Below are 24,489 nucleotides of genomic sequence, written 5' to 3'. Positions count from 1 at the left end.
GACTTATGCAGCCGACTGTGGCACCGGCGCGCGATCGAGCCACGCCGCGAAGGCGTCGAACGTAAAGGGGCGACCGAGGAAGTCTGCGACTAGATCGGCTGCGTCGCGTGACCCGCCGGGAGCCAGGATCAAGTCGCGGTACCGGTGCGCCACCGAGGGTTCGAACAGGTCACCGGAATCAAAGGCCGAGAACAGATCTTTCGCGATGACCAAGCTCCACAGATACGTGTAGTACGCGGAGGTGTAGCCCGCGAGGTGCCCGAAGGAAGCTTGGAAATGGGTGCCAGGCAACGCGGGAATCACGCCGTAGCGTTCCATCGCTGCCGAGACCGCCTCGGTGTGATCGGCAGGCCGGTCGCGGTGCAGTAGATAGGACACCGCGGTGTAGCCGACCTGGGTCTGCACGCCCATTCCCTTGCCGAAGTCTTTCGCCGCCCGCATCCGTGCCACCAGCTCGGCGGGGATAGCCGCGCCGGTCTCGTCGATGGCGAAGGTGCCGAGAATCGTTGCGTCCCATGCCCATTCTTCGAGCATTTGGGAGGGCGCCTCGACAAAGTCCCACTCGGTGGCCACGCCGGAGAACCGGACCCATTCCTGCCGCCCACCGAGCACATGATGGATCAGGTGCCCGAATTCGTGGAACAGCGTGACGACGTCTTGGTGTTCCATCAGCCCGCGCGAGAAGTTGCACACCAGGACTCCCTCGGGCAGCAGGCGGTCGGTGACACCGCTGACGAGGTCGAATTGCGCGGCGTGCTTGTATTTGCCCTCGCGCGGATGCAGGTCGAGATAAATTCGGCCGCGCCGTTCACCTTCGGCATACACGTCGTAGGCGGCGACATCCTCATGCCAGCGCGGCACGTCGACCTGCTGGTATTCCAGGCCGAACAGCCGCCCGGTGACGTCGAGCAGTCCGGCCCGCACCCGGGTGAAATCGAAGTACCGGCGCACCTCCCTGGCATCGACGTCGAATTGTTCGCGCCGGATCAACTCGGTGTAGTAACCGATGTCGGAACGATCAACAGTGCCTGCGGGGTCGTCCTCGCGTCGTCGCGCGAGCACCGCGTCCAGGTCGCGCCGGCCCGCGTCGGCCGCGGCAGTCGAGATCCGCTCGATGAAGTCGGCTATGGCGTCGCCGGTGCCGACCATCTTGACCGCCGCGTCGTAATCGGGCCAGTTGTCGTAGCCGACGAGCCGCGCCTTCTCGTGCCGAAGATCGAACATCTCATGCAGGACAGCGTCATTGACGGGCCAACCGCGACTCTCGAACTCGATCGTGAGGTCGCGGCGGGCCTCGGCGTCGCGGGCATACGCACGGAACGGGCGGTAGTCCGGATAGTCGGTGGTGACCGCGATCAATCCGTCCTCGCCGGGCGGATGCGCCTCGACGAAGTCCGCGGGCAGCCCCTCGAGCTGTTCGGCGGCGACCCGAATCGCGCGTACGTCATCCCGGATGGCCCGGCCGAAATCCTGGTCGAGCACGGTGAGTCGCTCGGAGATCTCACGCAGCCGAGCACGCGTCTGATCGTCGCGGTCCACCCCACTACGCTGAAAATCGCGCAGCACATGATCACGCATCCGCAACGCGGGCTCATCCATACCGGCCGAGTCGGTGGCCGCGACCACGTCGTAGAGCGCCCGATCGAGATCGCGCTCGGTCCGGACCCGATCCACCTGCTGAACCAGCTCCTCGCCACGCCGACGCACGACGGCATCGGGATGGACTTCGACGAATAGCGAGGCAGCCGAGCTGGCACCACGCAGCGCGATGTCCGCGTCATTCCACAAGCCGAGCACCGCGGCGCTATCGCGGCGGCTGCCGTCTTTGAGCAGGTCCAGCGTCGCGGAGACAGTCTCCAGCCTGCTGAACACGTAATCGGCGAGCCAGTCGGACCAGTCGGCTGAGGGCAAGGCAAGCGGCTGCGAACTCATTCCCCGACAGTAACCGCCGCCCTCACGCCAGTCATGACAGAGCTTTCGGCTCAGCACCAACTCACTTCATGATCGCCGTGTGGTCGATCTTTGCGATCGCGACCTTGAAACCCCTCCCGCCGACTGCTTCGCCATGCATCTTCAGTGCGGCGCGGGAGAAGAAGTACATGATTTTCTCTAGATCGCCCTCTTTGGCAGTCGCGATCGCGTAGACCACCGTCCACTCACTGGCCGATCCGAATTCGGCCGAAGGGTCGAGGCGATGCAGGTCGGCCATCACCTTCTCCCGATAGTCGTTGTCGTCCGCCAACATCCGTGCTGACACCGAGCCTTGCTGGAACAGATGACTCATCTTGTCGGAGCCATCCATCCGTTTGACGCACAGCAACTTCTTGTCCCGGGTCAGCACGTCGCACACCTCGATCTTCACTCCGGGCCGACCACGGTAGAGCTGTCGATCGAGGACGATTGCGTCCGAGAGTTCTTGTCCGAGAAAGTTGTTGTATCGTTCCTCACCGTATTTTCCTGGCACATTGTCCAGCAGGAACTGGTCGTCCCAGGGCGGCAGTTTCAGATCCTTCGTCATATCGACGATACTGTCGCGCATGTACCGGTTTACCAGCTCGACGTAGTCGTTGTTGATCCTAATCCAGGCCCCCGCAGTGAGTGCGTAGTCTTGCGGACGACCATTGAGATTGCTTTTGGCGGAACCAACTACATAGTTCCGTAGCGGCTCTCTCTCGTTGATCGGCTCCCCGCCTAGGTCAAACGCCTGAACCTTTACCGCGTTGAGCGGGTCAGCCCACCCATCAACGTCATCAATGGCGGAGTAGACGTCGTCTGTGAGTAGTTCCCACACAGTTTCGCCCGCACGACGACGGGACAGCCGGAACACATCAGCAGCGAGGTCTGAGTCGTCGGGGAGCGCGAAGCCGATTTCGCGATCCCGTCCTCGCATCGCCTCGGCGATCTGGAGATCCAGCTCGGCGATCTTCTCCTTGTCGGTTTCTCTCCGGAAGTAGTCCAGGAACGGGAAAATCGAGGTGTAATCGTCAGATACGTAGAGCTCCAGCACTTTTCCAAGTCTGTCCGACAACGCCGTGAAGTCGAAACTGTCGACATTCAGCTGCAGGGCATCGGAACCGTTCACGGTTTTGGCGAAACCGGGGATCTTGACTTCTCCACCGAACCTACGAATCCATTCCTCATCGGTCAGCAGCCCAAGAGCGAATGCATCGTTGGGTGTCGGCAACCGACTTGTCGCGTTGCGCCGCCCCTTGCCGAGCCCTCGCGTGTCGGCGAGGTTGACTCGGTCCGGGTCGATCGAATTCGCCGCAACCTTCAACCCGAAATCGTGCTCTATCAGGGATCTATCGATTGCCTGGAAACCGTGTCCGAAAGTGATCGCGAAGACTCGAGCATGTGCCGCAACGAGCAACACCGCTCCGGCCGACCTGCCAGTAATCGGCTCGTCTTCATCGACCTGGTCCAACAACGGAACCAGATAGTCATGCCAGCAGACCGGCTTGTCGCACCCCTGATAGACAAACAGCCGCCACTGCACCCCCTCCTCGGCAGGGATGAGCGGTCGTTCCTTATATCCGCTGGGTTGCCGTAGGCATTCCGGCGAAAGGTCCGCATGTTCTCGCAGTAGATATACGGTCACTCGCATGAAAGCTCTACCCCCACACTGCAGAGGGACAACCTGAATGCTCGCACTTTCGGGTGGCGGCAGTTCATCATCGGGGCGGATGTACCGCGCGCGCCCGACAGCCCTTCTAGTCGCTTGTTCAATTCGACATAACTAGCACTAGATTCATGGCACACTCTCAGCGATCCTCTGTCAAGAGGCAGCTCAGCCTGCATAGGTGAGAACTGTTCCTTCCTAACCGATGTGTTATTGGTACTCTGCACGCAAAGGCTAGGGGGAGAACCAGATTCGGTGCCACCGGATCTGCGCACACCTGACACCGAATTTGCGCAGGAGAGGGGGCTACGTGGCGGATCTGGAGTATCAGAGAGAAACGTTCTCAACGCTCCACGTCTCCGACGGAGACCGGGCCGACTATTGGACACGTCATGTCCGAATGAACCACGGTGAGTTGCGGTTCGATTTCGGCCAACATCGCGATTTCGTCGGCAGAACCGAGGTCCAGCGGTGCGGCGCCTACCAGCTGGTCGAGTTCGAATCCCTGCGCATCCGCTATCAGCGAACCACCGCCCATCTACGCAACGACGACGACCGCAGTGCGCGGCTCGTGATCCCACTGCACGGACGCATAGAGCTCGCTCAAGGAGAAGGCGCGGCAGTGCTGACACCCGGACAGATGGGCATGGTTTCCCTGGATCGTCCGCTGAGCCTGGCACATGACGACAATGCCCACGCTTGGATTCTCACCGTCCCAGCCGAGGACATTCCTGCCGATCTCGACAACGGCGTGCCGATCACCCTCGACTCACGACAAGCGATCCTCGCGACAGTGCTCGCGATGACCAAAGAACTCGCCACGCATCGCGAGACCATGTCCGGGTGGGAATTCGCGGAGATCGCCGGTCGGCTCGTTGACCTACTAGGGCGGTCCATCCATGAACGGCAGGCACCATATCTGGATCGCCTCGCGTCGATCGCCAAGGATGCCGCGACCTACGTCCAGAAAACCTCCGACGACCCCGCCATTACTCCACACTCCGTGGCGGATCATCTCGGCTGCTCGCGACGCCAGCTCGAACTTGCACTGCGGACAACCGACACTCCCCCGGCACAGCTCATTCGCGAGGCCAGATTGAAGCAGGCCCGGCGGCGCCTTCAAGATCCGTTCAACGTCAGCACGATCGATGCCATCGCTTTCGAGTCCGGATTCAGGTCGCTCAGCGCGTTCAGGGAGGCGTTCGCGAAGCAGTATGGTCTCCGCCCCGGCCAGGTGCGGAAGGCTTACCCTCGCAAGTAATACAAGCCGCCTGATGGTTGCCGGAGGGCGAATTAACGCCCAAATCTGGCATGTCGTGGACACATCAACGCAGGTCCACCCTAGGATTCGACCTGTAGGTCCAGGATTCGCTCGCGCGGTGCTGGCCGGACTTGGCCAGGTCTGCTGCCGCGGTTGACACCAGGGAGACCGCTCATGACCTTGCGTGCACAGTCCGGCGCGACAGCGCGGCGACTACCGGGTTGGCGTCGATCCGTTGCGCTGGTCGCGGCGGTTTTGGCGGTGTCGGGGGTGCCGATCGCGACGGCCGAGCCGGGTGATGTGCCGCTCGGGTTGTCTGCGCTCGGGCTTGGTACGTCGTTGAGATTCCCCGGGGCCGAGCATCAGGTTTCGGTGAACATTCCGTTGTTGCCGGGGCTGGTGCCGACCGCACTGGTCGGCACCATTCAACTTCCGCCGCATGTGGCGCGCGGGTCGCTGGAGGTGCATTCGGGTGAGCGGCTGATCGATCGGGTCGAACTGCCGCTGGTGCCGCGCGCGCCGATCCGGTTGTCGCTGGGCGGTGCCGAGGTGGTCGATAACGCGATCGCGGTGACGGTGACCTCCTCGCTGATCTCCGAGGCCGGCGCCTGCGTCATCGACTGGCTGGGGCGGCCGCTGACCATGATCGAGGCCGGCGTCATCTACAACGGCACGGAGCAGCAGCCAGCGACGGTCGCGGACTTCCTGCCACCCGTGTTGCAGAAGCTGACGGTGTATCTCCCCGCCGATCCGAAGCAGGTCGAGAGCGCCGCGGCGATGTCGCTGACCACCGCGGTCATCGCCCGCTACGGCAATCAGCAAGTGGCGGTGGATGTCCGGCCGATGCAGCCGGGCGCGGCGGTGCCCGATCATCCGCCGGGCTTGCTCGAGCGCCAAGTGGTGATCGGCGAAACCGCCGACCCGGGACTGCGGTTGGCGGGCGAGCCGACGCCGGTGCTCACGATCAACGGCAATGAGAAGACCCTGCCCGACCAGATGCGGCTGCTGGTCAGCGATCTGGCCAAGGTGGCGATCTCCTCGGCCGCGACGGCGGTGGCGCTGCCGCCCGCACCCCAACTCGCGCCGGACAGTACGACTCTCGGCGCACTCGGTCAGACTCAGCTCAGCTCGACAGCGATCGGCCCGGTGCGCGTCGAGGTGGGAATCGACCAGTCGCGCCTCGGCCGGCCGAGCAAGGATGTGCGAGTTCGGTTGCGCGGCAGCTACACCCCGCTGCCGGATACCTTGAACGGTCAGCTCACGGTGAGCGCGGGTGAAACCTATATCGACAGCTGGCCGGTGGACGGTTCCGGCCGGATCGACCGGTGGATTTCCATCCCGAATTCGACCCTGGGTCGGTTCACCACCTTGTCGGTGACCTACCAGCAGGCGGGCCTCACCCACGGCTGCGGCCTGGAAGCGCCGCTGACACTGACGATCGATCCGAGCAGCGAGGTCACCAGCGCCGTCGCGACACCGCCGATCCCCGGCGGCTTCGGCGCACTGCCACAGGCTCTCCTGCCCGATGTGCAAATCGGTTTGCGGACACCGGGTTTCGCGGACACCGTGCGCGCGGTGACGGTACTGACCGGACTGCAGCGGCTCACCACTATCCAGTTGCGCCCAGAACTGGTGACCTTCGACCAGGCGGTCGCGAGCAAATCACCTGCGGTCCTGATCGCGACCAACGGTGAAGTGCCGGAGTCGATTCAGCTGCCACTGCGGCAGACCGACGCGGGCCTGGCCTTGACCGGTGAGGACGGGAAGACGATCAGCAGGATCACCACCGACCCGAAGACGCCGTTCGCGTCGCTACAAAGCACCTGGTCCGGTGGCCGAACGATCGTCGTCGGCGCGTCGAGTGACACCCCCGAGCATCTGGACCGGGTACTCGGCTGGCTCAACGCCGATCTGAACCGCTGGTCCCGACTGCACGGCGCGGTGCTGTTCCAGGCCGGGGATCGGCAGCCGGAGTTCCTCGATCCGGCCACCGCCGCCGCCAAGACCGCCGACAGTTCCGAAATGACCTCGCTGGCAAAGATTCTCACCGGAGCCGGGGCCGCCGTGGTGCTGATCGGGGTGCTGGCTGCAGTGGCCGTACTGCTGCGGCGCGGCAGGCGGTAGATGTCCACCGGCACGGTATCGCGCGGCCACACCCGCGGGACCGTCACCAGAATCGCGGCGCGGCTGGTGCTGATTCTGCTCGCCACCGCCGCCGCGTTCTGGACCACCTGGGTTCGCCTGCTGCACGATACGTGGACCGGATCGAGCATCGGGTTCGTCTTCGTGCTGCCGGTGCTCGCGATATTCTCGGCGATCGGAATCACCCTGCGCCGCGGGCCGGAGCTACCGATTCACGACCGCCAGACCGATCTGATCGTCGGCGTGATCGGACTCGGATTGTCCGCCTGCACACTGGGTTTGCTGACACCGCGCTATCGCTATCTGTACGAGATGCTGCACCTGGACCTGCTGGCGGCCTGGCTGTTCGTCATCTCCGCGTGCGTTCTGCTGTTCGGCCTGCGCCCGACCACCCGGTATTGGCCATGCTGGCTGCTGCTGCTCGCCGCGTTCCCGCCACCGTATCGAGCCATGCGCGTCATCGTCGGCGGCGGCAGCGTCTCGGCGGGCGCGACCATACTGCTGCTTGCCGCGTTCGCCGCCGCGATCGCGGTGGGCCGCAGCAGAACCCGCGCCTGGGTCGGTGCGGGCCTGGCGTTCGCCGTCGGCTGCGCGGTGCTCGCGGGGCTGCGGATCTGGTTCCCCACCGCGCGCGTGCTCGTCTATCAGGCGGTTCCGTCGGTGATCGCGGTGCTGGTCGTCGCGATGGTGATGTATGTGGACTGGCGTCGCCGCCGCGGGACATCGCTGCGCCCGCTGGACCGCGAGCTGGACCCGCTCACCGCACCGCAGGCGTGGGCCGCCGCGGCGACGGTGGCCGCCGCCGCGATCCTCATCATGATCATTCCGATTCCGCCGGATTACGACCGCGGCTTTCCGGTGATGCCCGGACTCGTTGTCGCGCAGCCGCATACCGTGCCGCCCGGCTGGAACCAGCTCAGCGAGCGGCAATTTCCGTGGGCGCAGCACTACTTCGGCCAGGGCACCTCGATGACCAGGCAGCTGCTGCGGGCCCAGGAACCCAACCCGCTGTGGGACAACGAGTCTCGGCGTCGCCGCCTCGTCATCGACACCGTGCGCGCCAAGGATCAATACGCGATCGATCGGTACCCGGAATTCGTGCTCTACAACATGCCTCAGCCAAGGATCAGCCCGCCGACCCGGATCGATCTCGGCCACGGCATCACCGCCCGATTGAATACCGTGCTCGACGATCGACGGCTGCTCAGCTGGACCTGGCTCACCTGGAATTGGAGCGGCACGGACGGTGCGGAGCGGATCAGCCTGATCGCGGCGGACAACCACGAGTCCGATGCCGCGTTCCCGCCACCGCAACCCTCGATGCTCGGCATCTTCGAGAACTTCCTGCATCAGTTCCTGCGCGGGAAAGCCGTTGTCCTGGACTCGGAATCCGCGGACGTCGACGCCGACACCGAGCACAAGGACCGTGACATGCTGCTGTCCGTCGCCCGGGCGATCGTCGCCGGAACCGAGCGCTCATGACGGCCACGGGTGGCCCGGAACCGGGCTCGGCCAGCGCCCGCGCGCTGCATTCAGCGGTGCACGGCCTGCGCGAAGCCGACCCGATGGCGTCGGCCTCGGTGGCTTTCCTGCCGTGGCAACGCAATACGGCGCTTGCCCTGGTGCTGCTGATCGCGGCGTGCGCGGTGTTCTTCCCGATGGGCACCTGCACCGTGCTCGTCGCGCTGTGCACTCTCGGCTATCTCACCGCCATGGGCGACCGGCTGCTGATCTTCCGGCGCGGGATGGCCAGGGACGCGATCATGACCGTCAGCGACGAGCGAGCGCTGGCGCTGACCGACGCGGAACTGCCGCCCTACACGATTCTCGTTCCCGCGTACGGCGAACCGGAGGTAGTCGGCGATCTGATCGGCGCGATGACGGCGCTCGACTATCCCAAGGACCGCCTGCAGGTGCTGCTGTTGCTGGAGGAGGACGACTCCCCCACCATCGAGGCGGCCCGGCGCGCGGGCATCGGCATGCTGGCCAGCGTCGACCACGTCACCATTGTGCTGGTGCCGGCGGCGCAACCGCGCACCAAGCCCAAGGCCTGCAACTACGGTCTGCACCAGGCCACCGGCGACATCGTCACCATCTACGACGCCGAGGACATCCCCGAGCCGCTCCAATTACGGCGCGTGGTAGCGGCTTTCGCGGAACTACCCGACGACGTGGTCTGCATCCAGGCCAAACTCGCCTTCCACAACGGGCGGCAGAATCTGCTCACCGCCTGGTTCACCGCCGACTACGGACTGTGGTTCGGATTCCTGCTGCCGGGACTCATGCGCAGTAAGGCGCCGATTCCGTTGGGCGGCACGTCGAATCATTTCAAGCGCGACGTGGTGACCGATATCGGCGCGTGGGATCCGTACAACGTGACCGAGGACGCTGATCTCGGGGTGCGCATCGCGGTGTCGGGTTATCGCACCGCCGTGATCGATTCGACCACGCTCGAAGAGGCAAACCCGGACCCGATCAACTGGGTGCGGCAGCGGTCCCGCTGGTACAAGGGCTATCTGCAGACCTGGCTCGTGCACACCCGGCGGCCGATCCGGTTGTGGCGCAGCATCGGCACGGTCAGTTTCATCCGGTTCACGCTGATCCTCGCGGGCACCCCGATTATCGCCTGCCTGAATCTGGTGTTCTGGTTCATCACGCTGTCCTGGATTCTCGGGCAGCCCTCGGTGATCGGCGAGCTCTTTCCCTCCGCCGTCTACTTTCCGTCGCTGATCGCGATGATCATCGGCAACGGGGCGACGATCTACATGAATCTGCTTGCCTGCCGGGAGAACAACCGGTCGGATCTGCTGCTGGCCTGCCTGACGGTGCCGCTGTACTGGCTGCTGATGAGCATCGCCGCGGCCAAGGGTTGCTATCAGCTGGTGCGCAATCCGTCGTACTGGGAGAAGACCTTTCACGGCCTCGGCACCAAGGAGGCCACCGAGTGAGAGTGCGCTGGATCTTCCTCGCGTCGACGCTGCTGTACCTGGCCGCGGGTGCCTGGTTGAGCGCGGGCCACGGCTTCCTGATGGGCGACGCGCTCAGCCGGGTCTCCGCCACCCAGGCGACGCTGTTCAGCCGGGACCCGCACCTGTCGGCGATCGGATTCGTCTTCACGCCGTTGACCTCGCTGGCTCAGTTGCCGATGGTCGCACTGGCACAGTGGTTTCCGGGCATCACCACCTGGGGGCTGTCCGGTGTGCTGATGTCGGCGTTGTTCATGGCCGGTGCGGTGGTGCTGGTGTTCGGCATCGGCACCGATCGCGGCGCGCCGCTCTGGCTGAGCGGGGGCGTCGCGCTGGTGTTCGCGCTCAATCCGATGGTGGTGTTCTACGGCGCCAACGGAATGAGCGAGGCGCCGTTCCTGTTCTGCCTGTGCTGGGCGATGCGCAGGCTGCTGCGCTGGATGCGCACCGATGACGCGAACGACCTGACGGCGTGCGGCGTCGCACTCGGGCTCGCCTACCTCACCCGGTACGACGCGCTGGCGCCCGCGGCCGCCGCGGGGGCGCTGGTTTTCGCGGTGACCTACCGGCGCAGTCGCTGCGAAAGCCACCGATGGCATTGCGCCGTCATGGATTTCATCCTCGTCGTGCTGCCGGCGGCGGCCGCGTTCGTGGTGTGGGCGGCCACCAGCTGGCTGATCACCGGGCAGGCGTTCCAGCAGTTCAGTTCGCAGTACGGAAACTCCTCGATCCTGCAGCAGTCGAGTTCAGCGGCGATCGAAACCACTGCGGCGCTGGAGTATTCGACGGCCGCGACGCTCATTCTCGGGCCGGTGCTCCCGCTGCTCGTGCCGATCGCCGGCGCGCTCGCGGTGCGCAGGCGCGACCCGCAGGTGGTGGTGCCGATCCTGCTGTGTGGTGCGGTGCTGGCCTTTCAAGCGTTCAGCTACGCGAGCGGGTCGACGTTCGCGTTCCTGCGGTTCTACGTGGCGGCGATACCGCTGGCCGCGGTCTTGACGCTGCAGGTGGCGCCCGTGCGCGGGCTCCCGCCGAGCCGCAGGCCGGGCAGGCACGCGAAAACGGCAGCACCGGAACCGGAACCGACCTCCGGCAGGCACCGCGCCCGCGCGGCCCTCGGCGCACCGGCCGTCGGCATGGCGCTGACCCTCGCACTGCTGGCCGGTGCGATTCCGTTGACGGCGTGGGGAATGTCGAGTCATGCCATCTCCGTGCAGGAGTACTCGCTGGGCGCGGTGCTGTTCCCGGATCCGGACAACGCCTCCGAGCGCCGGGCCGACGAACGCCGGATCGCCGCCACCTTCGGCACCGAGCGGCGGCTGGCGAACTATCTGGACGCGATGGCGCTGCCGCGCGGTGCGGTGCTGATGGATACCGTGTACGGCTTCGCCGTTGTCGTCGCGTCGCACCGGCCCGACCAGTTCGTGGTGCCGTCGGATCGTGACTTCGTGAAGGTACTCAACCGGCCCGCCGAGCGCGGCGTGAAATACATTCTGGCGGTGCCGAATACCGGACGCGGCACCTCGGACGCGGTGAATCGGCGCTATCCCACCCTCTACGAGAACGGCAGCGGCATCGCTACATTGGTGCTGGAGGTGCCCAATGACGGTGCGGGTCAGCCGGAGTGGCGGGTATACCAGGTGCTCGGGGCGGACTGATCAACCCACGGTGGTCCGCTGGGCGACCAGCGACCAGAGCGGATCCTCGGGGCCGACGTCGAAGGTGCACTGATCGGGGCGCGGATCGGGGACGAATGCCCAGATCAGCGCACCGGCCGACCCGGCGGCCCGCTGCGCGACGAACTTCGCGTCCAGATACCCGCGCCGGTCCTGGATGCTGCCGCAGGATCCGGCCTCTTCGCCGATCTCGGCCACCAGCAATGGTTTTCCCAGTTCCGCGGCCTGACGCAGCCGAACACCCAAGCCGTTCCACTGGTCGCCCGGCAGCGAGCCACGGATGTAGTCGTGGTACTCGACCACATCGACGTTCGGGGACGCGCTGACCGTGCGGAACTCGTCACCCTGGGTGCCACATTGGCCGCCGCCCGCGTACCCGGCGAAGATCAGCCGGTGCGGATCCAGTTCTCGCACAATGCTTCCGGCGTCGTCCATGAACGTGCGCAGCACCGCTGCCGCGTCAGGCGGGCAGGTGCGGGCGGGCAGATCGCAGTGACTTCCCGTGCAATTGCTCGGCTCCGGTTCGCCGACCAGTTCCCACCCGGCGAGGACCGGAACGCTCTTCCACCGGTCGACGGCGGCCGTCGTCCAGTCACGGAAGCTCATCACGGACCGGCCATCGACCGGTTGGACGGTGGTCCAGCCCTTGACATACCACTGTCGCTGTTTGAACTGCTCATCCGCGCAGCCGCCGTCCTGCGGCGACAGCACCGGCAGCACGATCTGCCCGTACTTCTCGGCGGCGTTGAACACCGCGTCCGCGGCGCTGAAATCCACCGCGCCGGTTCGCTTGTTGATCGCCAAGGCTTGGAAGAGGTTAAAGCGGGTCAACGAGTTGGCAGGCAGCGCACCGAAGTAACTGTCCAGGTCGGTCTGCGCGCCGCACCCGAAGTTCACCGACCAGTTCGTCGCCAATTGTGGCGCGTTGAACCCGGCGGGCCACCACGGCGCGCCACGCAGCCGCAGTCCCTGCGGCGAGGCCGTGACGGCCGCCTCGGCCGCCGGGCGCGTTGCCCGCGGCGGTCGTCCGTCTTTCGGTGTGAAGGGATGATCCGAACAGCCGCACACCCCGAGTAGCAGGGCGGCGACAGCCAGCAGGCTGGCGCGACGCGCCCCCTTGGCAGCCATCGCCCCGTCTAGCGCATGAGCGCGGACTCGACGGTGAAACCCGGGCAGTCCTGCGCATTACGCGTGGTCACAGCCTCACGCTACGCGCCGCACCGACGCCCGACACGGCACCACGCCCTAGGCGCTCGCTCGGTTCCCTCATCGGGCGGCCGTTCCGATCTGGTCGTATCGCCAGCTGCGCAGCGCCCACCACCAACGCAACGTGTGCTGGACGGCTCCGGCGCCGGGCGGCGGATCGAGTGCCACCCCGGTGAGTTCCTGGAGTCGGCGCAGGCGGTATTTGACGGTGTTGGTGTGCACGTGCAGCGCGGTTGCTGCGGCGTCGAGCCGACTGTCGTGATCGAGATAGGCGAGGGCGGTGGCGACCAGCTCCCGATGGAATCTGTCGCCGGTCGACAACGCCTCCAGCAGCGGTCCGGCCAACAGCCGGTCCAGATCGGGCGCGGCGCGCTGCGCGAATTCCAGGGTGACGTCGGCGGCCAGATCACCCAGCAGCACCAGCCCCCGCAGACCGAGATGCAGTCCCGCGTCGCGGGCCGCCCCGCACAGCCCATAGGTGGTCGGCAACTCCGCTATCGCGCACGCGGGACTGGCCACCACCAAGGTTTCGCCGACGGCATCGGCGGCGGGCAGGCTGCCGACCACTCCGCACAGCACCCCGTTGACCAGTCCGAACAGTCCGCCCTGCACGGCAAGACGGGCTTCGAGCCGTTGCACTGCCTGCGCGCCGTACTCCGCGGTGACCAGGCAATGCGCGCGCCCGGCGTGGTCGATCCCGGCGCGGCGCAGTAGTTCGAAGTCGAGCTCAGCACCGCCGAGCATGAGTTGGCGGAGCAGCTGGTTGCGCTGGTCCCGATCGGTGCGGGCCTGCCGTAGTTCGGTGGCGCGGTGCGCACGGGTGGCCTGATGTTCCTGCTCGACGGCTAGTCCGTGCAGTTCGAGGACAACATCCAGCAACGCGTCCGGATCGGCTCCCGCCGTTCGTAGATATTCGACGAGGACCGACAGCGCCACCGAAGCGTCGGCCCGCATGCCTTCGTGCATCGCCTCGAGCGGCACTCCCTGCTCGGCGCAGTCGGTGCCCAGCTGGCGTGCCACATCCAGCTCCGCCGCCGCGAGCGGGCGTTTCTCGGACAGCGACCGTAGCGTCGCGGTGCCGATCCGGCGCAGGTAGCTCGATCTCTCCCCCTGTGGTAGCGCGGCGAGTTGCGCGGACTCGATGCGGACCGGTTCCGCCAGCGGGCCGAGCAGGTCGAGATTGTGACTCAGCTCGCCGACCAGCCTCCGCAACGCTTGCTCAGGTAGATCGCCCATCGCGGTCTCCGTTGTCTCTCATCGACAAGTTTCAGCTGCAACGTTAGCCCCGACCAGACTATTAGCGGAAGATTTGCTGATGTTTCATTGAGACAGGCCGATCAGAGCCTGTACGCATCAATCCATTCGCGCCAGGAAAGTGAGCCCTCATGAACATTCGAACCATCGCCCTCGCCGCCGCCACCGTTGCCACCGGAGCCGCCGCAGCGGCCGTGATCGGCGCCGGATCCGCCTCGGCCGTCGTGCCGATCGCCGCCCCCGAGGCCGGTATCTACGGAGTCCAGCTCTCCCCGGGCGAGACCCAGGCCATGGCCAACGGCCCGCTGCCCGCGCTGATCAGCCAGGTGGTCCCGCATAGCGCCCTCAGCGTGGGCATCGAGGACGACTCGGCACTCGACCAGGACGACGACAACGTGTACGCGTCGCTGCGCGAGGTCATCGGCGAGGCCGCCAGCCGCCCCAATGGCAAAGTCGATCTTTTCCTCGCCCCCGGCCCGGAACTCGTCATCTTCCAGGATTGGTCCTGAATTTACCGGCGACAGACACCAATACCACTGTGTCACTGAGCATCTCGACCAGCATCGAGCACGAATCGACGCGACCATCGGCGGGGAATGGTCACGGCGCAGCGCGTAGGTCACCATATCCAGCCGCCGACCGGTGGCCTACGCGCTGATCCAATCCAGCCCTCGAGCGAGGGTTTGTCGCACGGTCTGCACCAAACCCATTCGGGGGCGACTCCTTTCGTGCCATGGCGCAGCAGTGCCACGCATGCGGACCGCAATTTTGGCCAACCGTACAAGTTGTTCCCAGGCAAGCCCCAAGATCCGATGTCATTGGCGAGCAATCGATTTCGGGTATCCGAAATGAAATCTCGGTGTACCGTTTGCCGGAAACGTCCTGTCGAGTTTCCGACGGAACTCGACGGGCGATGCGAGCGATAGCTCGCCAAGCTTTTCTGGTAGTTGGGCAGGGAATTACGATGGCGGACAACGAAGTCGACCATTCAGCGGAAAATAGGCAGTTGTCCGGTACCCGGATTGCCGCCGATGTACAACTGGCTCTCGACGGTGGAAATCCCGTTAGACAAGAACCATGGCCGACTTACGACCGCGGTGCGGTGTGCGTCCATCCGGATGACGAAGAAGCGGCACTGCGCGCGATCCGCAGCCACCTGTACTTCCGATACGACTATCGGTCCCCGCAGGAGACCGAGTGCGGGCAGTTCGAGGCGGAACTGTGCCGCTATTTCGAGTGCGAACACGCACTGGCTACGTCGAGCGGCACCACGGCCCTGGCACTGGCCATTATGGCCGCCGGTATCGAACCCGGCAGTCTGATCGCCTGTCCCGGTTTTACTTTCGCCGCCACCCCGAGCGCCATCATCCTCGCCGGCTGCACGCCATTTCTGGTCGACGTGGACGAAAACCTCCATTTGGACGTCGCCGACTTACGGAGCCGGTGGACCACGCAGGTCAAGGCCATCATGGTGGTGCATATGCGCGGCTTTGCCGGAGATATGGCCGCGCTGATCGGTTTCGCCGAGGAAATGGGTGTGCCGATCTTCGAGGACGCGGTCCCGGCGCTCGGCGCGGAACTCGACGGCCGCAAACTCGGCACCTTCGGCCTGGCCGGCGCCTTCAGCACCCAATCGGACAAGGCGCTCAACAGCGGCGAGGGCGGCTTCCTGCTCACCGACGACAGCACCCTGTTCGCCCGCGCCACCGTGCTTTCCGGCGCCTATGAGGGGCGGCTGCGGCGGCACTTCCCGGACGGCGCGCCGCCGATCGACACCGATCTCGAGCTGCCGCTGCTCAGTTTCCGGATGGATGAGATCCGGGCCGCGCTGCTGCGCGCCGAGCTCGGCAAATTGCCGAACCGGCTGGCCGCGTTCCGGCGCAACTACGACTACGTCGCGACGGCACTGGCCGATATCGCCGGGATGCACATCCGGCGACCGGTGGCACCCGGCGCCTACCTGGGTGAAGCGTTCATCTTCCTGGTGCCCGCCGGGGCTGCGCAGTGGTTCGCGCGGGCGCTGTGCCACGAGGGCATCGAGGCGCGCAATCTGGGCTCGGACGACGATCACAATATCCGGGCCTTCTGGAACTGGCGGTTCATGTTCCGCGGCATGGAGACCGCGGCCATCAAGGAGCTGCTGCCCAACGCGACGCGCTATCTGCAACGGGCAGTGGACATTCCGCTGTCCTCGACGCTGACGCAGGCGGACTGCGACCAACTCGTCGCCGCGGTGCGCAAGGTCATCGGCGCGCTCACCGCGACCTCCGACAAAGGCTCCAGTTCCGCGTGGGCCGGACAGCGATGACGGCGCCCTCCGATACGGGAGCGTTCCCACGCCTGGCCCTTGCCGGCGTGTTCGGCGGGCTGTTCTGCGGATACCTCGGCTTGTCCGCGGCGATTCCGGTGCTGCCCGCGCACGTGCGGGATCAGTTCGGCGCGGGTGATCTCGCGGTCGGGCTCGCGGTTACCGCCACCGCGCTCACCGCGCTGCTCACCCGCCCGATCTTCGGCGGCCTGGCGGACAAATACGGGCATCGTTCCGTCATGCGGTTCGGCGCGCTCGCCATCGCGGCGGGCGGGCTGCTCTACTTCCTGCCGATCGGCCTGGCGGGCCTGATGGTGGCGCGCCTGCTGGCGGGCGTCGGCGAGGCCGCGCTGTTCACGGCGGGCGCGGTCTGGACCGTCACGCTGGCCCCGCACAACCGGCGCGGCCAAGTGATCGGGCTCTACGGCGTCGCCATGTGGGGCGGCATCTCACTCGGCACCGCGCTCGGTGCGGTGTTGCGGCACTTCGGCATCGACGTGGTGTGGGCCTTCTGCGCGGCGGTGCCGCTGGTCGGACTGATCTCGATCAGCATTGTTCCGCCACAACCGCACGTCGAGCCGTCGGGTGGTGGGCGCGGACTGCTACTGCGGCCCGCCGTGCTGCCCGGTCTCGGCCTCGCACTCGGGGCAGCAGGCTACGTCGGGCTGGCCGCGTTTGTCATCACCGGCCTGCAGGAACGCGGAATCGACTCGGGCGTCATCGTTTTGAGCACCTTCAGCGCGGTGTACGCGGGCACCCGGCTGGTCATCGGGCACCTGCCGGACAAGCTCGGGCCGCGCCGGGTCGCATCCTGGTGTGGCGCGGGCGAAGCCGCGGGACTACTGATCATCGCGTGGGCGCCGAACCTGCTGGCCGCGGTGGTCGGGGCCGTGGTGATGGGTGTCGGATTCTCGCTGCTGCACCCCTCACTGGCCTTGATGGTCATGAACAACACCGAAAGCGCCAAGCAGGGCGCCGCACTCGGCGCCTACACCTCGTTCTGGGATCTCGGGCTGTTCGTCTGGGGCCCGGCCACCGGGGCCATCGCGACTGGGTTCGGCTACCCGGCCGTCTTCGTGGTCGGCGCGGGCTGCGCACTCGCGGCCTCGGTGCTGGCCATGACGATCCGGCAATCGGTGACCACGGAGAAGGCGGTCGGCAGATGACGAACACACCCGCGGACAACGCGCCGCTGAAGATCCTGTGCATCACCGGGTGGTGCCGCAACGGCAGCACCATCATCGGCAATATCCTCAACGAGATCCCCGGCTTCTTTCACGTCGGCGAGCTGCATTTCCTGTGGAAGAACGCGGCGGGCCGCGGCGTGAACGAGGACTGCGGGTGCGGGCGAAAGCTGGTCGACTGCCCCGTCTGGTCCACGGTCCTGCCGGTCGGGCAGCCCGCGGGAACCACCTTCGTCGAGCACGCCGACGCGGTGATCCAACGTCAGCTCGGTAGCGTCCGGACCAGACACACCTGGCGGGTGCTCCGGGGCCTGCGCACCGAGCAGCTCCGCGCGCACGCCGCACTGATGACCCAGGCCTACCAAGCCATCGCCAAGCGCAGCGAGTCACGCGTGATCGTCGATACCTCGAAGGTTCCCGGCGAAGCGGCGCTGCTCGCACACCTCGACGGCATCACCCCGTACTACGTCCATCTGGTGCGCGATCCCCGCGCGGTGGCCCAATCATGGAGTAAGCCGAAGGAATACGTGTACGCCATGGGGCCGGGGAAGAGCACCGGCTACTGGACCGGCTTCAATCTCGCCTCGCACGCGATCACCAAACGCTATCCGCAACGGTCCATGTTCCTGCGGTATGAGGACTTCATCGCCGATCCGGCGGGCACGATCGACCAACTGCTGCGACTGATCGACAGCGATCCCGCGGCCAACCCGGTCACCGATCGAACGGTCGAGTTGCACACCAATCACACGGTCACCGGAAACCCGGACCGGTTCCACACCGGCGCCACCGTCATCCGCCCGTCCGACGACTCCTGGCGGACCGGACTGTCGAAGGGTGCCAGGCGAACGGTCGCGGCACTGTCGTGGCCGCTCTCGCGCCGGTACGGATACGGCGCCGCGGACTCGAACGGAAAGGGCTAGTCGAGTGGATCTGGGTCTGGAGAACAAGGTCGCGCTGGTAGCGGGCGGATCGAGCGGCATCGGCCTGGCCATCGCCAGGGAGCTTGCCGCCGAGGGTGCGCACGTGGCCATCGGTGCGCGGGATCCCGAGCGGCTGGTGGCGGCCGAACGGGCCATCAAAGAGGTTGCGCGCGGCCGGGTTTACGCCACCAGCGTGGACATCACCGACAGTGCGGCGGCCCGCCGCTGGATCGACGAGGTCGTCGCGGAGTTCGGCGGGCTGCACATCGTCGTCATCAGTGGCGGTACGCCGCCGACCGGTAACGCGGCGGCGTTCGAGATGTCGGACTACCGGGGGGCGGTCGACGCGGTGCTGATGCCCGCCGTCGACGTGGCGCTCACCGCGTTACCTCATCTCCGGAGAGCGGCTTGGGGCCGACTGCTGTTCGTCGCATCGGAGACGGCGAGTGTCCCCATCAGCGGCCTGGCCATGTCCGGCGTGACCCGCGCGGCCATCGTGCGGTTCGCCCAGTCCCTCGCCGCCGAGGTGGGCCGCGACGGCGTGACCGTCAACGTGCTCGCACCGAGCGCGACCCGCACTCCCCTGCTGGAACGCGTTGCGGCACAACGAGCCACCGACGGCACGGTCGAAGCACAGTTCGATGCGATGGGCACGCATACGGCGGTCGGCCGGATCGCCCATCCGGAGGAGATGGCCGCCGCTGCCGCCTTCCTGGCGAGCGCGCGGGCCTCCTACATCACCGGCACGGTCCAGCTGGTCGACGGTGGCGCGAGCGTGCTCGGCCCGACCTCGGCGCACCTGCCCTGGGAAGCCGAAGTGATCGGTTCCGGGAAACCGGAGTGAACAGCACCGCTCTCGGCGCAGTCGCCGATGACATGGAAGGAATCACTACATGCTGAAGACCGAAGGCATCAAAGAGACGCTCGCGCAGGTGGTCTCGGATCGGAAGAAGGAGCTTTCGCCGGGGCGGATGTTCGTCGAGGCCTGCGCGGAAAAGGGACTCGACGCGTCGGTCGAGTACGACGTGACCATCACCGACACCCTCACCAGCTCGCGGCGCAAGCCGCGTTACCCCGCGCGCAATGTACTCAAAGCCATTGACCTGTCTCGTGATCCGCGCAAGTTCTATTGGCACGAGAGCGCGCCGGGCACGGCGGACGCACCGATCGAGGGTGCCGAGGTCCGGCGCGAACTGGCCAGCCGGTTCCACAAGTCGCCGATCCCGGAATTGCTCACCACCACGGCCTGGGTGCAGGTACCGCCCGAAATGTGGGCGGACCCGGAGACTTTCGAATCGTTCATCAACTATCGGTTGATCGTCCGGCTCTGCACCGCCGAGAACTACACCATCATCAGTGGCGAGGGCGGCCTGCTGAACATCCCCGGTATCGCACGGATAACCAGCCCCGGCCCCTTCACCTCGACGATCCTGTGGGCCTGCAACGAGGTCGAGCAGATGGGCGGCACCGCCGATGGGCTGATCATCAACCCGGTTGACTACTACCGCGCCCTTGGCACCAGCCGCCTGATGGCGGACCTCGAAGAGAACGGCGTGTTCATCTGCCGCACCCGCCTGGTCGAACCGGGCAGCGCCATCGTCGGCGACTTCGGCCATGGCGCACAGCTTTTCGATGCGGGACGGTCGGTGATCCGTTTCGCCGAACCGCCGCCGGGGACCTTCGCCGAGCCGGGCGCGGCGGTCAAGGCCGAGATCTACGAGCGGGTCGTGGTCAACCTTCCGACCAACTTCTTCGTCGTGACCGTGTAGGTCGGTCCGTGACGAGTGAGCAGGCGGCCCCCGTGCCCAAGGGCACGGGTGACCGCAGCGACCCGGACGTGGTGGTCGTCGGCGGCGGGGTCGCCGGATTGTTCTGCGCCTATCACCTGCGCCGCGCCGGGGCCTCGGTCACGGTGCTCGAACGTGGGGCGCTCGGTGGGCCGCAGTCGTGTTCGTATGGGAATACGGGTTTCGTCGGCACCCACGGTGCCGCGCCACTGGCCGAGCCGGGGATGCGGTCGCTGCGCTCGCTCGGCATGCTCAGTGCGGACGCGCCCTTTTACGTCAAGCCGAGCGCGGACCGCGAATTGCTGCGCTGGCTGCGGCTTTTCGGGCGTGCCTGTACCCCGGCGGCCGCTGCGGCGGGTTTCCGGACACTGATCGGGATGAAGAAGCGCAGTCTCGAAATACTCCTCGAGCTGTGTGAATCACCAAGTATCGCCGCCACTTTCGAGTCACCGGGAATCGTGCTGGCCTACAAGACCGCCCACGGATTCGCCGACGCCAGCCGAGCCGTCTCGCGCACCGTCGCCAACGGAGTACCGCTGCGTGTCCTCGGCCCAGGGGAACTCGAGGAGCTCGAGCCGAAGACTCGCTTCGACATTCGTGGTGCCCTGTACAACCCGGACGGCGCGTATCTCCAGGTGCCGGAGTTCGTTGTCGAATTCGGCCAGGTGCTGCGCGAGATGGGCGTCGAGATCCGCGAACACACCGACCTGACCGGCTTCGAGGTCACCGCGGGCGCAATCGAACGGCTGCACACGAATCGCGGGGATTTTCACCCCGGTGAGGTGGTCGTCGCCGCGGGCGCATGGTCGACCGAGTGCGCGCGCATGGCTGGCGTCGGCCTGACGCTGCAACCGATCAAGGGTTACAGCGTCACCATGGACATGCCGCCCGGTGGCCCCAGCCGACCGGTGTTGCTGAGTGAGGGCCGCATGGCGATGGTGCCTCTGGGTGACCGGCTACGCATCGGGGGCAGGCTCGAGCTGATCGGAATGAGCACCGCCATCTCCGAACGGCGCGTGCGGGGAATGCTGCGTACTGTCGGCGAATACCTGCCCGACTTGGCGGAAACGCGAACCCGCGAGACCTGGAGTGGTTTGCGTCCCTGCACGCCGGACGGGGTGCCACTGATCGGCCGCACCGGCCTGCGCAACCTCGTGGTCGCAGTCGGCTACGGCCACATCGGCATGGGACTCGCACCCGCCGGTGGCGAACTCATCAGCCACATCCTGGCCGGCCAGGATCCGACCACCGACCCGACCCCACTACAGCCGGACCGTTTCGACAGCATTATCTCTTAAGGCGTTACCAGTGATCGAAAACCCAGGTGTCAAGGGCGACACCATCATCGGCGTGCTCTGCCTCGACACCGCATTCACCAAAATCCCCGGCCACATCCGCAACCGCACCACCTTCGACTTCCCCGTCATCTATCAGGTGGTGCACGGCGCGACCCCGCAACGAATGGTCACCGAAGCCGACCCCACCCTGCTCGAGCCATTCATCATCGCCGCCAAGGAACTCGAAGCCCAAGGGGCAGCGGCAATTACCAGCGGCTGCGGCTTCCTGGTCATCTTCCAACAACAATTGGCGGACGCCGTCCAAATACCCCTGTACAGCTCCAGCCTGATCCAAGTCCCCATGGTCCACCGCATGCTCGCCGCGGACCGCAAAGTAGGCCTACTGGTAGCCAAAAAAGCCGCCCTGACCCGACGCCACCTCCAAGCGATCGGCGCCGAATCAGTACCCATCTGCATAGCCGGAATGGACAACCAACCAGAATTCCGCGAGGTAATCCTCGAAGGCCGCCGCAACAACCTGAACGCCGACCGCCTAGGTCAGGAAGTCCTACACGAAATCGACCAACTGGCCGCCGCCAACCCCGACATGGGCGCCCTGGTAATCGAATGCACCGACCTGGTCCCCTACGCCCACACCATCCAATCCCACCTAGCCCTCCCCGTCTTCGACATAGTCACCCTCACCCAAATGGTCCACCAAACCCTCACCCACCGCCCCTTCCCCCGCTAACGGCGAAATCCACAGTCCGAATAGGGCCGTGGAACCGGTGCGAATCCCGAAAATGTGCGCGGATTGTCTAGGTGGGGAGGCTTAACGCGAGCAACGCGGTGTCGTCGTCGACGCCTTCGCCGAAGCGAGCCAGCAGGTCGGTCACCGCGCCGACTACTCCGGGTGCGGTGGTCGGGGCCAGCGGGCCGAGGAAGGTCAGCAGCTCCTCTTCGGTGTGGCGAACGGAGCCTTTTGTGCGCGCTTCGGTGAGGCCGTCGGTGTAGAGCAGCAGGGTGTCACCGGGGTCGAGACGGAATTCGATGCTCGCGAAGTGGGCGTTGGGTAGCGCGCCGACCAGTTGGCCGCCGGGGATGTCGAGAAACCGTGCGCCGCCGGTTGCCCCGAGCAGGACCGCGGGCGGGTGGCCGCCGCTGGCGAGAATGACGGTGCAGCCGTTGGCATCCGGGATCAGCTGGCCGTAGATCACGGTGCAGAAGCGGGGATCGATGCCGTGGTATTCGTGGTTGAGCACGGTGTTCAGGATGGCCAGTGCCGCGACGGGATCCGGGTCGGAGGCGGCCGCGGCGCGCAGGGTGTATCGGGCCAGCGAGGTGACCGCGGCCGCCGGGGCGCCCTTGCCGGAGACGTCGCCGAGGAAGAACCCCCAGGTGTCCCCTGCCAGTGGAAACAGGTCGTAGAAGTCGCCGCCCACCTCGTCGATCGATGCGGGATGATAGTAGGCGGCGACGTCCATTCCGGGGATCGTCGGCAAGGTGGGCGGGATCAGCGTCCGCCGTAGCGTGGTGGCGAGTTTCAGCACGCGGTCGCGTTCCCGGTCGGCATCTTGGCGGGCGCGCAACAGTTCTTGCTCGTAGGCGCGGCGGTCGCGGGCGTCGAAGATGGTGGTGCGAATCAGCTGCGCGGTGCCGTCGGGCCCGGTTTTGACCACCGACGTCACCAGCACCGGTAGTCGAGTCCCGTTGGCGGCCTTTAGTTCCAGTGCGAGCCCGCCGATTTCGCCGTGCATGCTGAGCGTCGGCGCGATATGCGTCTCGTGATAGATCCGCCCGCCCACGCTCAGCAGATCGGTGAACCGCCGTCGGCCCACCAGTTCGTCGCGTCGGTAGCCGAGCCAATCGAGCAACGTGCCATTGATTTTGGCGATCGTGCCGTCCATCAGCGTGGAAAGGTAACCGCACGGGGCGTTTTCGTAGAGGTCTTCGGCGCTGTCTTCCAGCAGCGCCGAGAAGGCCGGATTCGCGCCGACATCGTCGGGCTCGCCGCAACCACCGCTGCTGCGGTCGTCGTCGGCCTGGCGGATCATGGCGCGCTCGCCGCCGCGAAGTCCGCTATCGCTCGAAAGGTGGCCTGGGGTGCGCTCAGCTGCGGGCAATGTCCGGTCGCGTCCAGGGTCACGAGGGTGCTGCCCGCGATCTGGTCGTGCACGAACCGGCCGACCTCGGGCGGGGCGATGGCGTCCTCGCGGCTCTGGATGATCAACGTCGGCACGGTGACATGCGCCAGATCGGCACGATTGTCGGACAGGAACGTGGTCTGCGCGAAGACCCGCGCGATCGCGGGGTCGGTGCGGCAGAAGCTCTCGGTCAATTCCGCGCCGAGCTCGGGCCGTTCGGGATTGCCCATGATCACCGGCGCCATGGTCGCCGACCAGCCCAGATAGTTGCTGTCCAGCGATTCGAGCAGCTCGTCGATGTCCGCGCGACTGAACCCGCCCCGGTAGTCGCCGTCATCGATGTAGCACGGGGAGGGCGTCAGCAGGACCAGCTTGGCGAACCTGTCAGGGTCGCGGACAGCCGCCAAGACGGCGATCATCGCCGACACCGAGTGCCCGACCAGCACCACGTCACGCAGCTCCAGCTCGGCGCACAGCTCGACAATGTCGGCGGCATACCCGTCGAGCGTGCTGTACCGCTGCGCCGACCACGCCGCCAGATCCGACTTGCCCGCGCCGACGTGATCGAACAACACCACCCGGAACCGCTCGGCCAAGGCGGGCGCGACGAGCCGCCATAAATTCTGGTCGCACCCGAAACCGTGCGCGAGCAGCACCGTGGGACCGTCGTCTCGACCGATCACCACGACATTGTTCTTGCTGCTCGCATTCACTTGGCCATCCTGCCACCTCGCGGCCCGAAGGC

The 24,489-nt window shown here is 66.1% G+C and carries 19 protein-coding genes; 13 read left to right on the top strand and 6 right to left on the bottom strand.

The window, feature by feature from the left end:
- Nucleotides 1-3 precede the first annotated feature (3 nt).
- Together ACIBCN_RS36745 and ACIBCN_RS36740 are read right to left on the bottom strand one after the other, a co-directional pair.
- The gene (locus tag ACIBCN_RS36745) at nucleotides 4-1,932 is read right to left on the bottom strand and encodes a M3 family metallopeptidase (protein WP_396996561.1); all 1,929 of its coding nucleotides are present in this window, start codon (nucleotides 1,930-1,932) and stop codon (nucleotides 4-6) included.
- A gap of 61 nt (nucleotides 1,933-1,993) precedes the next feature.
- A complete protein-coding gene (locus tag ACIBCN_RS36740; protein WP_396996559.1) occupies nucleotides 1,994-3,604 on the bottom strand; it encodes a DUF6119 family protein in 1,611 nt (536 codons plus the stop codon).
- A 325-nt stretch (nucleotides 3,605-3,929) separates the two neighbouring features.
- Here ACIBCN_RS36740 and ACIBCN_RS36735 point away from each other — a divergent pair, with 325 nt between their 5' ends.
- From ACIBCN_RS36735 to ACIBCN_RS36715, 5 genes are all read left to right on the top strand, one after another.
- A complete protein-coding gene (locus tag ACIBCN_RS36735; protein ID WP_396996558.1) occupies nucleotides 3,930-4,880 on the top strand; it encodes an AraC family transcriptional regulator in 951 nt (316 codons plus the stop codon).
- Between the two features lie 174 nt (nucleotides 4,881-5,054).
- Nucleotides 5,055-7,004 (top strand): hypothetical protein, encoded by a 1,950-nt coding sequence (locus ACIBCN_RS36730; RefSeq protein ID WP_396996556.1) that lies wholly within the window; start codon nucleotides 5,055-5,057, stop codon nucleotides 7,002-7,004.
- A complete protein-coding gene (locus ACIBCN_RS36725) occupies nucleotides 7,005-8,504 on the top strand; it encodes a hypothetical protein (protein WP_396996554.1) in 1,500 nt (499 codons plus the stop codon).
- Entirely contained in the window at nucleotides 8,501-9,970 is a 1,470-nt protein-coding gene (locus tag ACIBCN_RS36720; RefSeq protein WP_396996552.1) for a glycosyltransferase, read from the top strand. The genes ACIBCN_RS36725 and ACIBCN_RS36720 overlap by 4 nt, the downstream gene beginning before the upstream one ends.
- Nucleotides 9,967-11,643 carry an ArnT family glycosyltransferase gene (locus tag ACIBCN_RS36715; RefSeq protein ID WP_396996551.1) on the top strand — a complete coding sequence of 559 codons (1,677 nt, stop codon included), beginning with the start codon at nucleotides 9,967-9,969 and terminating at the stop codon, nucleotides 11,641-11,643. Before ACIBCN_RS36720 ends, ACIBCN_RS36715 begins: the two co-directional genes overlap by 4 nt.
- Here ACIBCN_RS36715 and ACIBCN_RS36710 read toward each other — a convergent pair whose 3' ends face one another.
- Nucleotides 11,644-12,789 carry a beta-mannosidase gene (locus ACIBCN_RS36710; RefSeq protein WP_396996550.1) on the bottom strand — a complete coding sequence of 382 codons (1,146 nt, stop codon included), beginning with the start codon at nucleotides 12,787-12,789 and terminating at the stop codon, nucleotides 11,644-11,646.
- A gap of 138 nt (nucleotides 12,790-12,927) precedes the next feature.
- Nucleotides 12,928-14,103 carry a PucR family transcriptional regulator gene (locus ACIBCN_RS36705; RefSeq protein ID WP_396996549.1) on the bottom strand — a complete coding sequence of 392 codons (1,176 nt, stop codon included), beginning with the start codon at nucleotides 14,101-14,103 and terminating at the stop codon, nucleotides 12,928-12,930.
- Between the two features lie 149 nt (nucleotides 14,104-14,252).
- Here ACIBCN_RS36705 and ACIBCN_RS36700 point away from each other — a divergent pair, with 149 nt between their 5' ends.
- The 8 genes from ACIBCN_RS36700 to ACIBCN_RS36665 all read left to right on the top strand — a co-directional run bounded on the left by ACIBCN_RS36700 (nucleotide 14,253) and on the right by ACIBCN_RS36665 (nucleotide 22,351).
- On the top strand, nucleotides 14,253-14,630 hold the full coding sequence (locus ACIBCN_RS36700; protein ID WP_396996548.1) for a hypothetical protein: 378 nt from the start codon (nucleotides 14,253-14,255) through the stop codon (nucleotides 14,628-14,630).
- A 455-nt stretch (nucleotides 14,631-15,085) separates the two neighbouring features.
- Nucleotides 15,086-16,429, top strand: a complete 1,344-nt coding sequence (locus ACIBCN_RS36695) for a DegT/DnrJ/EryC1/StrS family aminotransferase (protein ID WP_396996547.1) — start codon at nucleotides 15,086-15,088, stop codon at nucleotides 16,427-16,429.
- Entirely contained in the window at nucleotides 16,426-17,595 is a 1,170-nt protein-coding gene (locus tag ACIBCN_RS36690; protein ID WP_396996545.1) for an MFS transporter, read from the top strand. Before ACIBCN_RS36695 ends, ACIBCN_RS36690 begins: the two co-directional genes overlap by 4 nt.
- The gene (locus ACIBCN_RS36685) at nucleotides 17,592-18,536 is read left to right on the top strand and encodes a sulfotransferase (RefSeq protein ID WP_396996544.1); all 945 of its coding nucleotides are present in this window, start codon (nucleotides 17,592-17,594) and stop codon (nucleotides 18,534-18,536) included. Before ACIBCN_RS36690 ends, ACIBCN_RS36685 begins: the two co-directional genes overlap by 4 nt.
- Before the next feature lie 4 nt (nucleotides 18,537-18,540).
- A complete protein-coding gene (locus tag ACIBCN_RS36680) occupies nucleotides 18,541-19,380 on the top strand; it encodes an SDR family NAD(P)-dependent oxidoreductase (RefSeq protein ID WP_396996543.1) in 840 nt (279 codons plus the stop codon).
- Between the two features lie 49 nt (nucleotides 19,381-19,429).
- Complete coding sequence (locus tag ACIBCN_RS36675; RefSeq protein WP_396996542.1) at nucleotides 19,430-20,305, top strand: family 3 encapsulin nanocompartment shell protein; 876 nt, start codon at nucleotides 19,430-19,432, stop codon at nucleotides 20,303-20,305.
- Between the two features lie 8 nt (nucleotides 20,306-20,313).
- A complete protein-coding gene (locus ACIBCN_RS36670; protein ID WP_396996540.1) occupies nucleotides 20,314-21,621 on the top strand; it encodes an NAD(P)/FAD-dependent oxidoreductase in 1,308 nt (435 codons plus the stop codon).
- 10 nt (nucleotides 21,622-21,631) lie between these two features.
- Entirely contained in the window at nucleotides 21,632-22,351 is a 720-nt protein-coding gene (locus tag ACIBCN_RS36665) for an aspartate/glutamate racemase family protein (RefSeq protein WP_396996538.1), read from the top strand.
- Between the two features lie 67 nt (nucleotides 22,352-22,418).
- Here ACIBCN_RS36665 and ACIBCN_RS36660 read toward each other — a convergent pair whose 3' ends face one another.
- Together ACIBCN_RS36660 and ACIBCN_RS36655 are read right to left on the bottom strand one after the other, a co-directional pair.
- The gene (locus ACIBCN_RS36660; protein ID WP_396996536.1) at nucleotides 22,419-23,654 is read right to left on the bottom strand and encodes a SpoIIE family protein phosphatase; all 1,236 of its coding nucleotides are present in this window, start codon (nucleotides 23,652-23,654) and stop codon (nucleotides 22,419-22,421) included.
- Nucleotides 23,651-24,457 (bottom strand): alpha/beta fold hydrolase, encoded by an 807-nt coding sequence (locus ACIBCN_RS36655; RefSeq protein WP_396996534.1) that lies wholly within the window; start codon nucleotides 24,455-24,457, stop codon nucleotides 23,651-23,653. Before ACIBCN_RS36655 ends, ACIBCN_RS36660 begins: the two co-directional genes overlap by 4 nt.
- Between the last annotated feature and the right edge of the window lie 32 nt (nucleotides 24,458-24,489).

Source organism: Nocardia sp. NPDC051052 (assembly GCF_044456045.1).
In the GTDB taxonomy this organism is placed as follows: domain Bacteria; phylum Actinomycetota; class Actinomycetes; order Mycobacteriales; family Mycobacteriaceae; genus Nocardia.
Note: the sequence above shows the minus strand (reverse complement) of the source record. Positions and strands in the feature narration are given on the sequence as shown.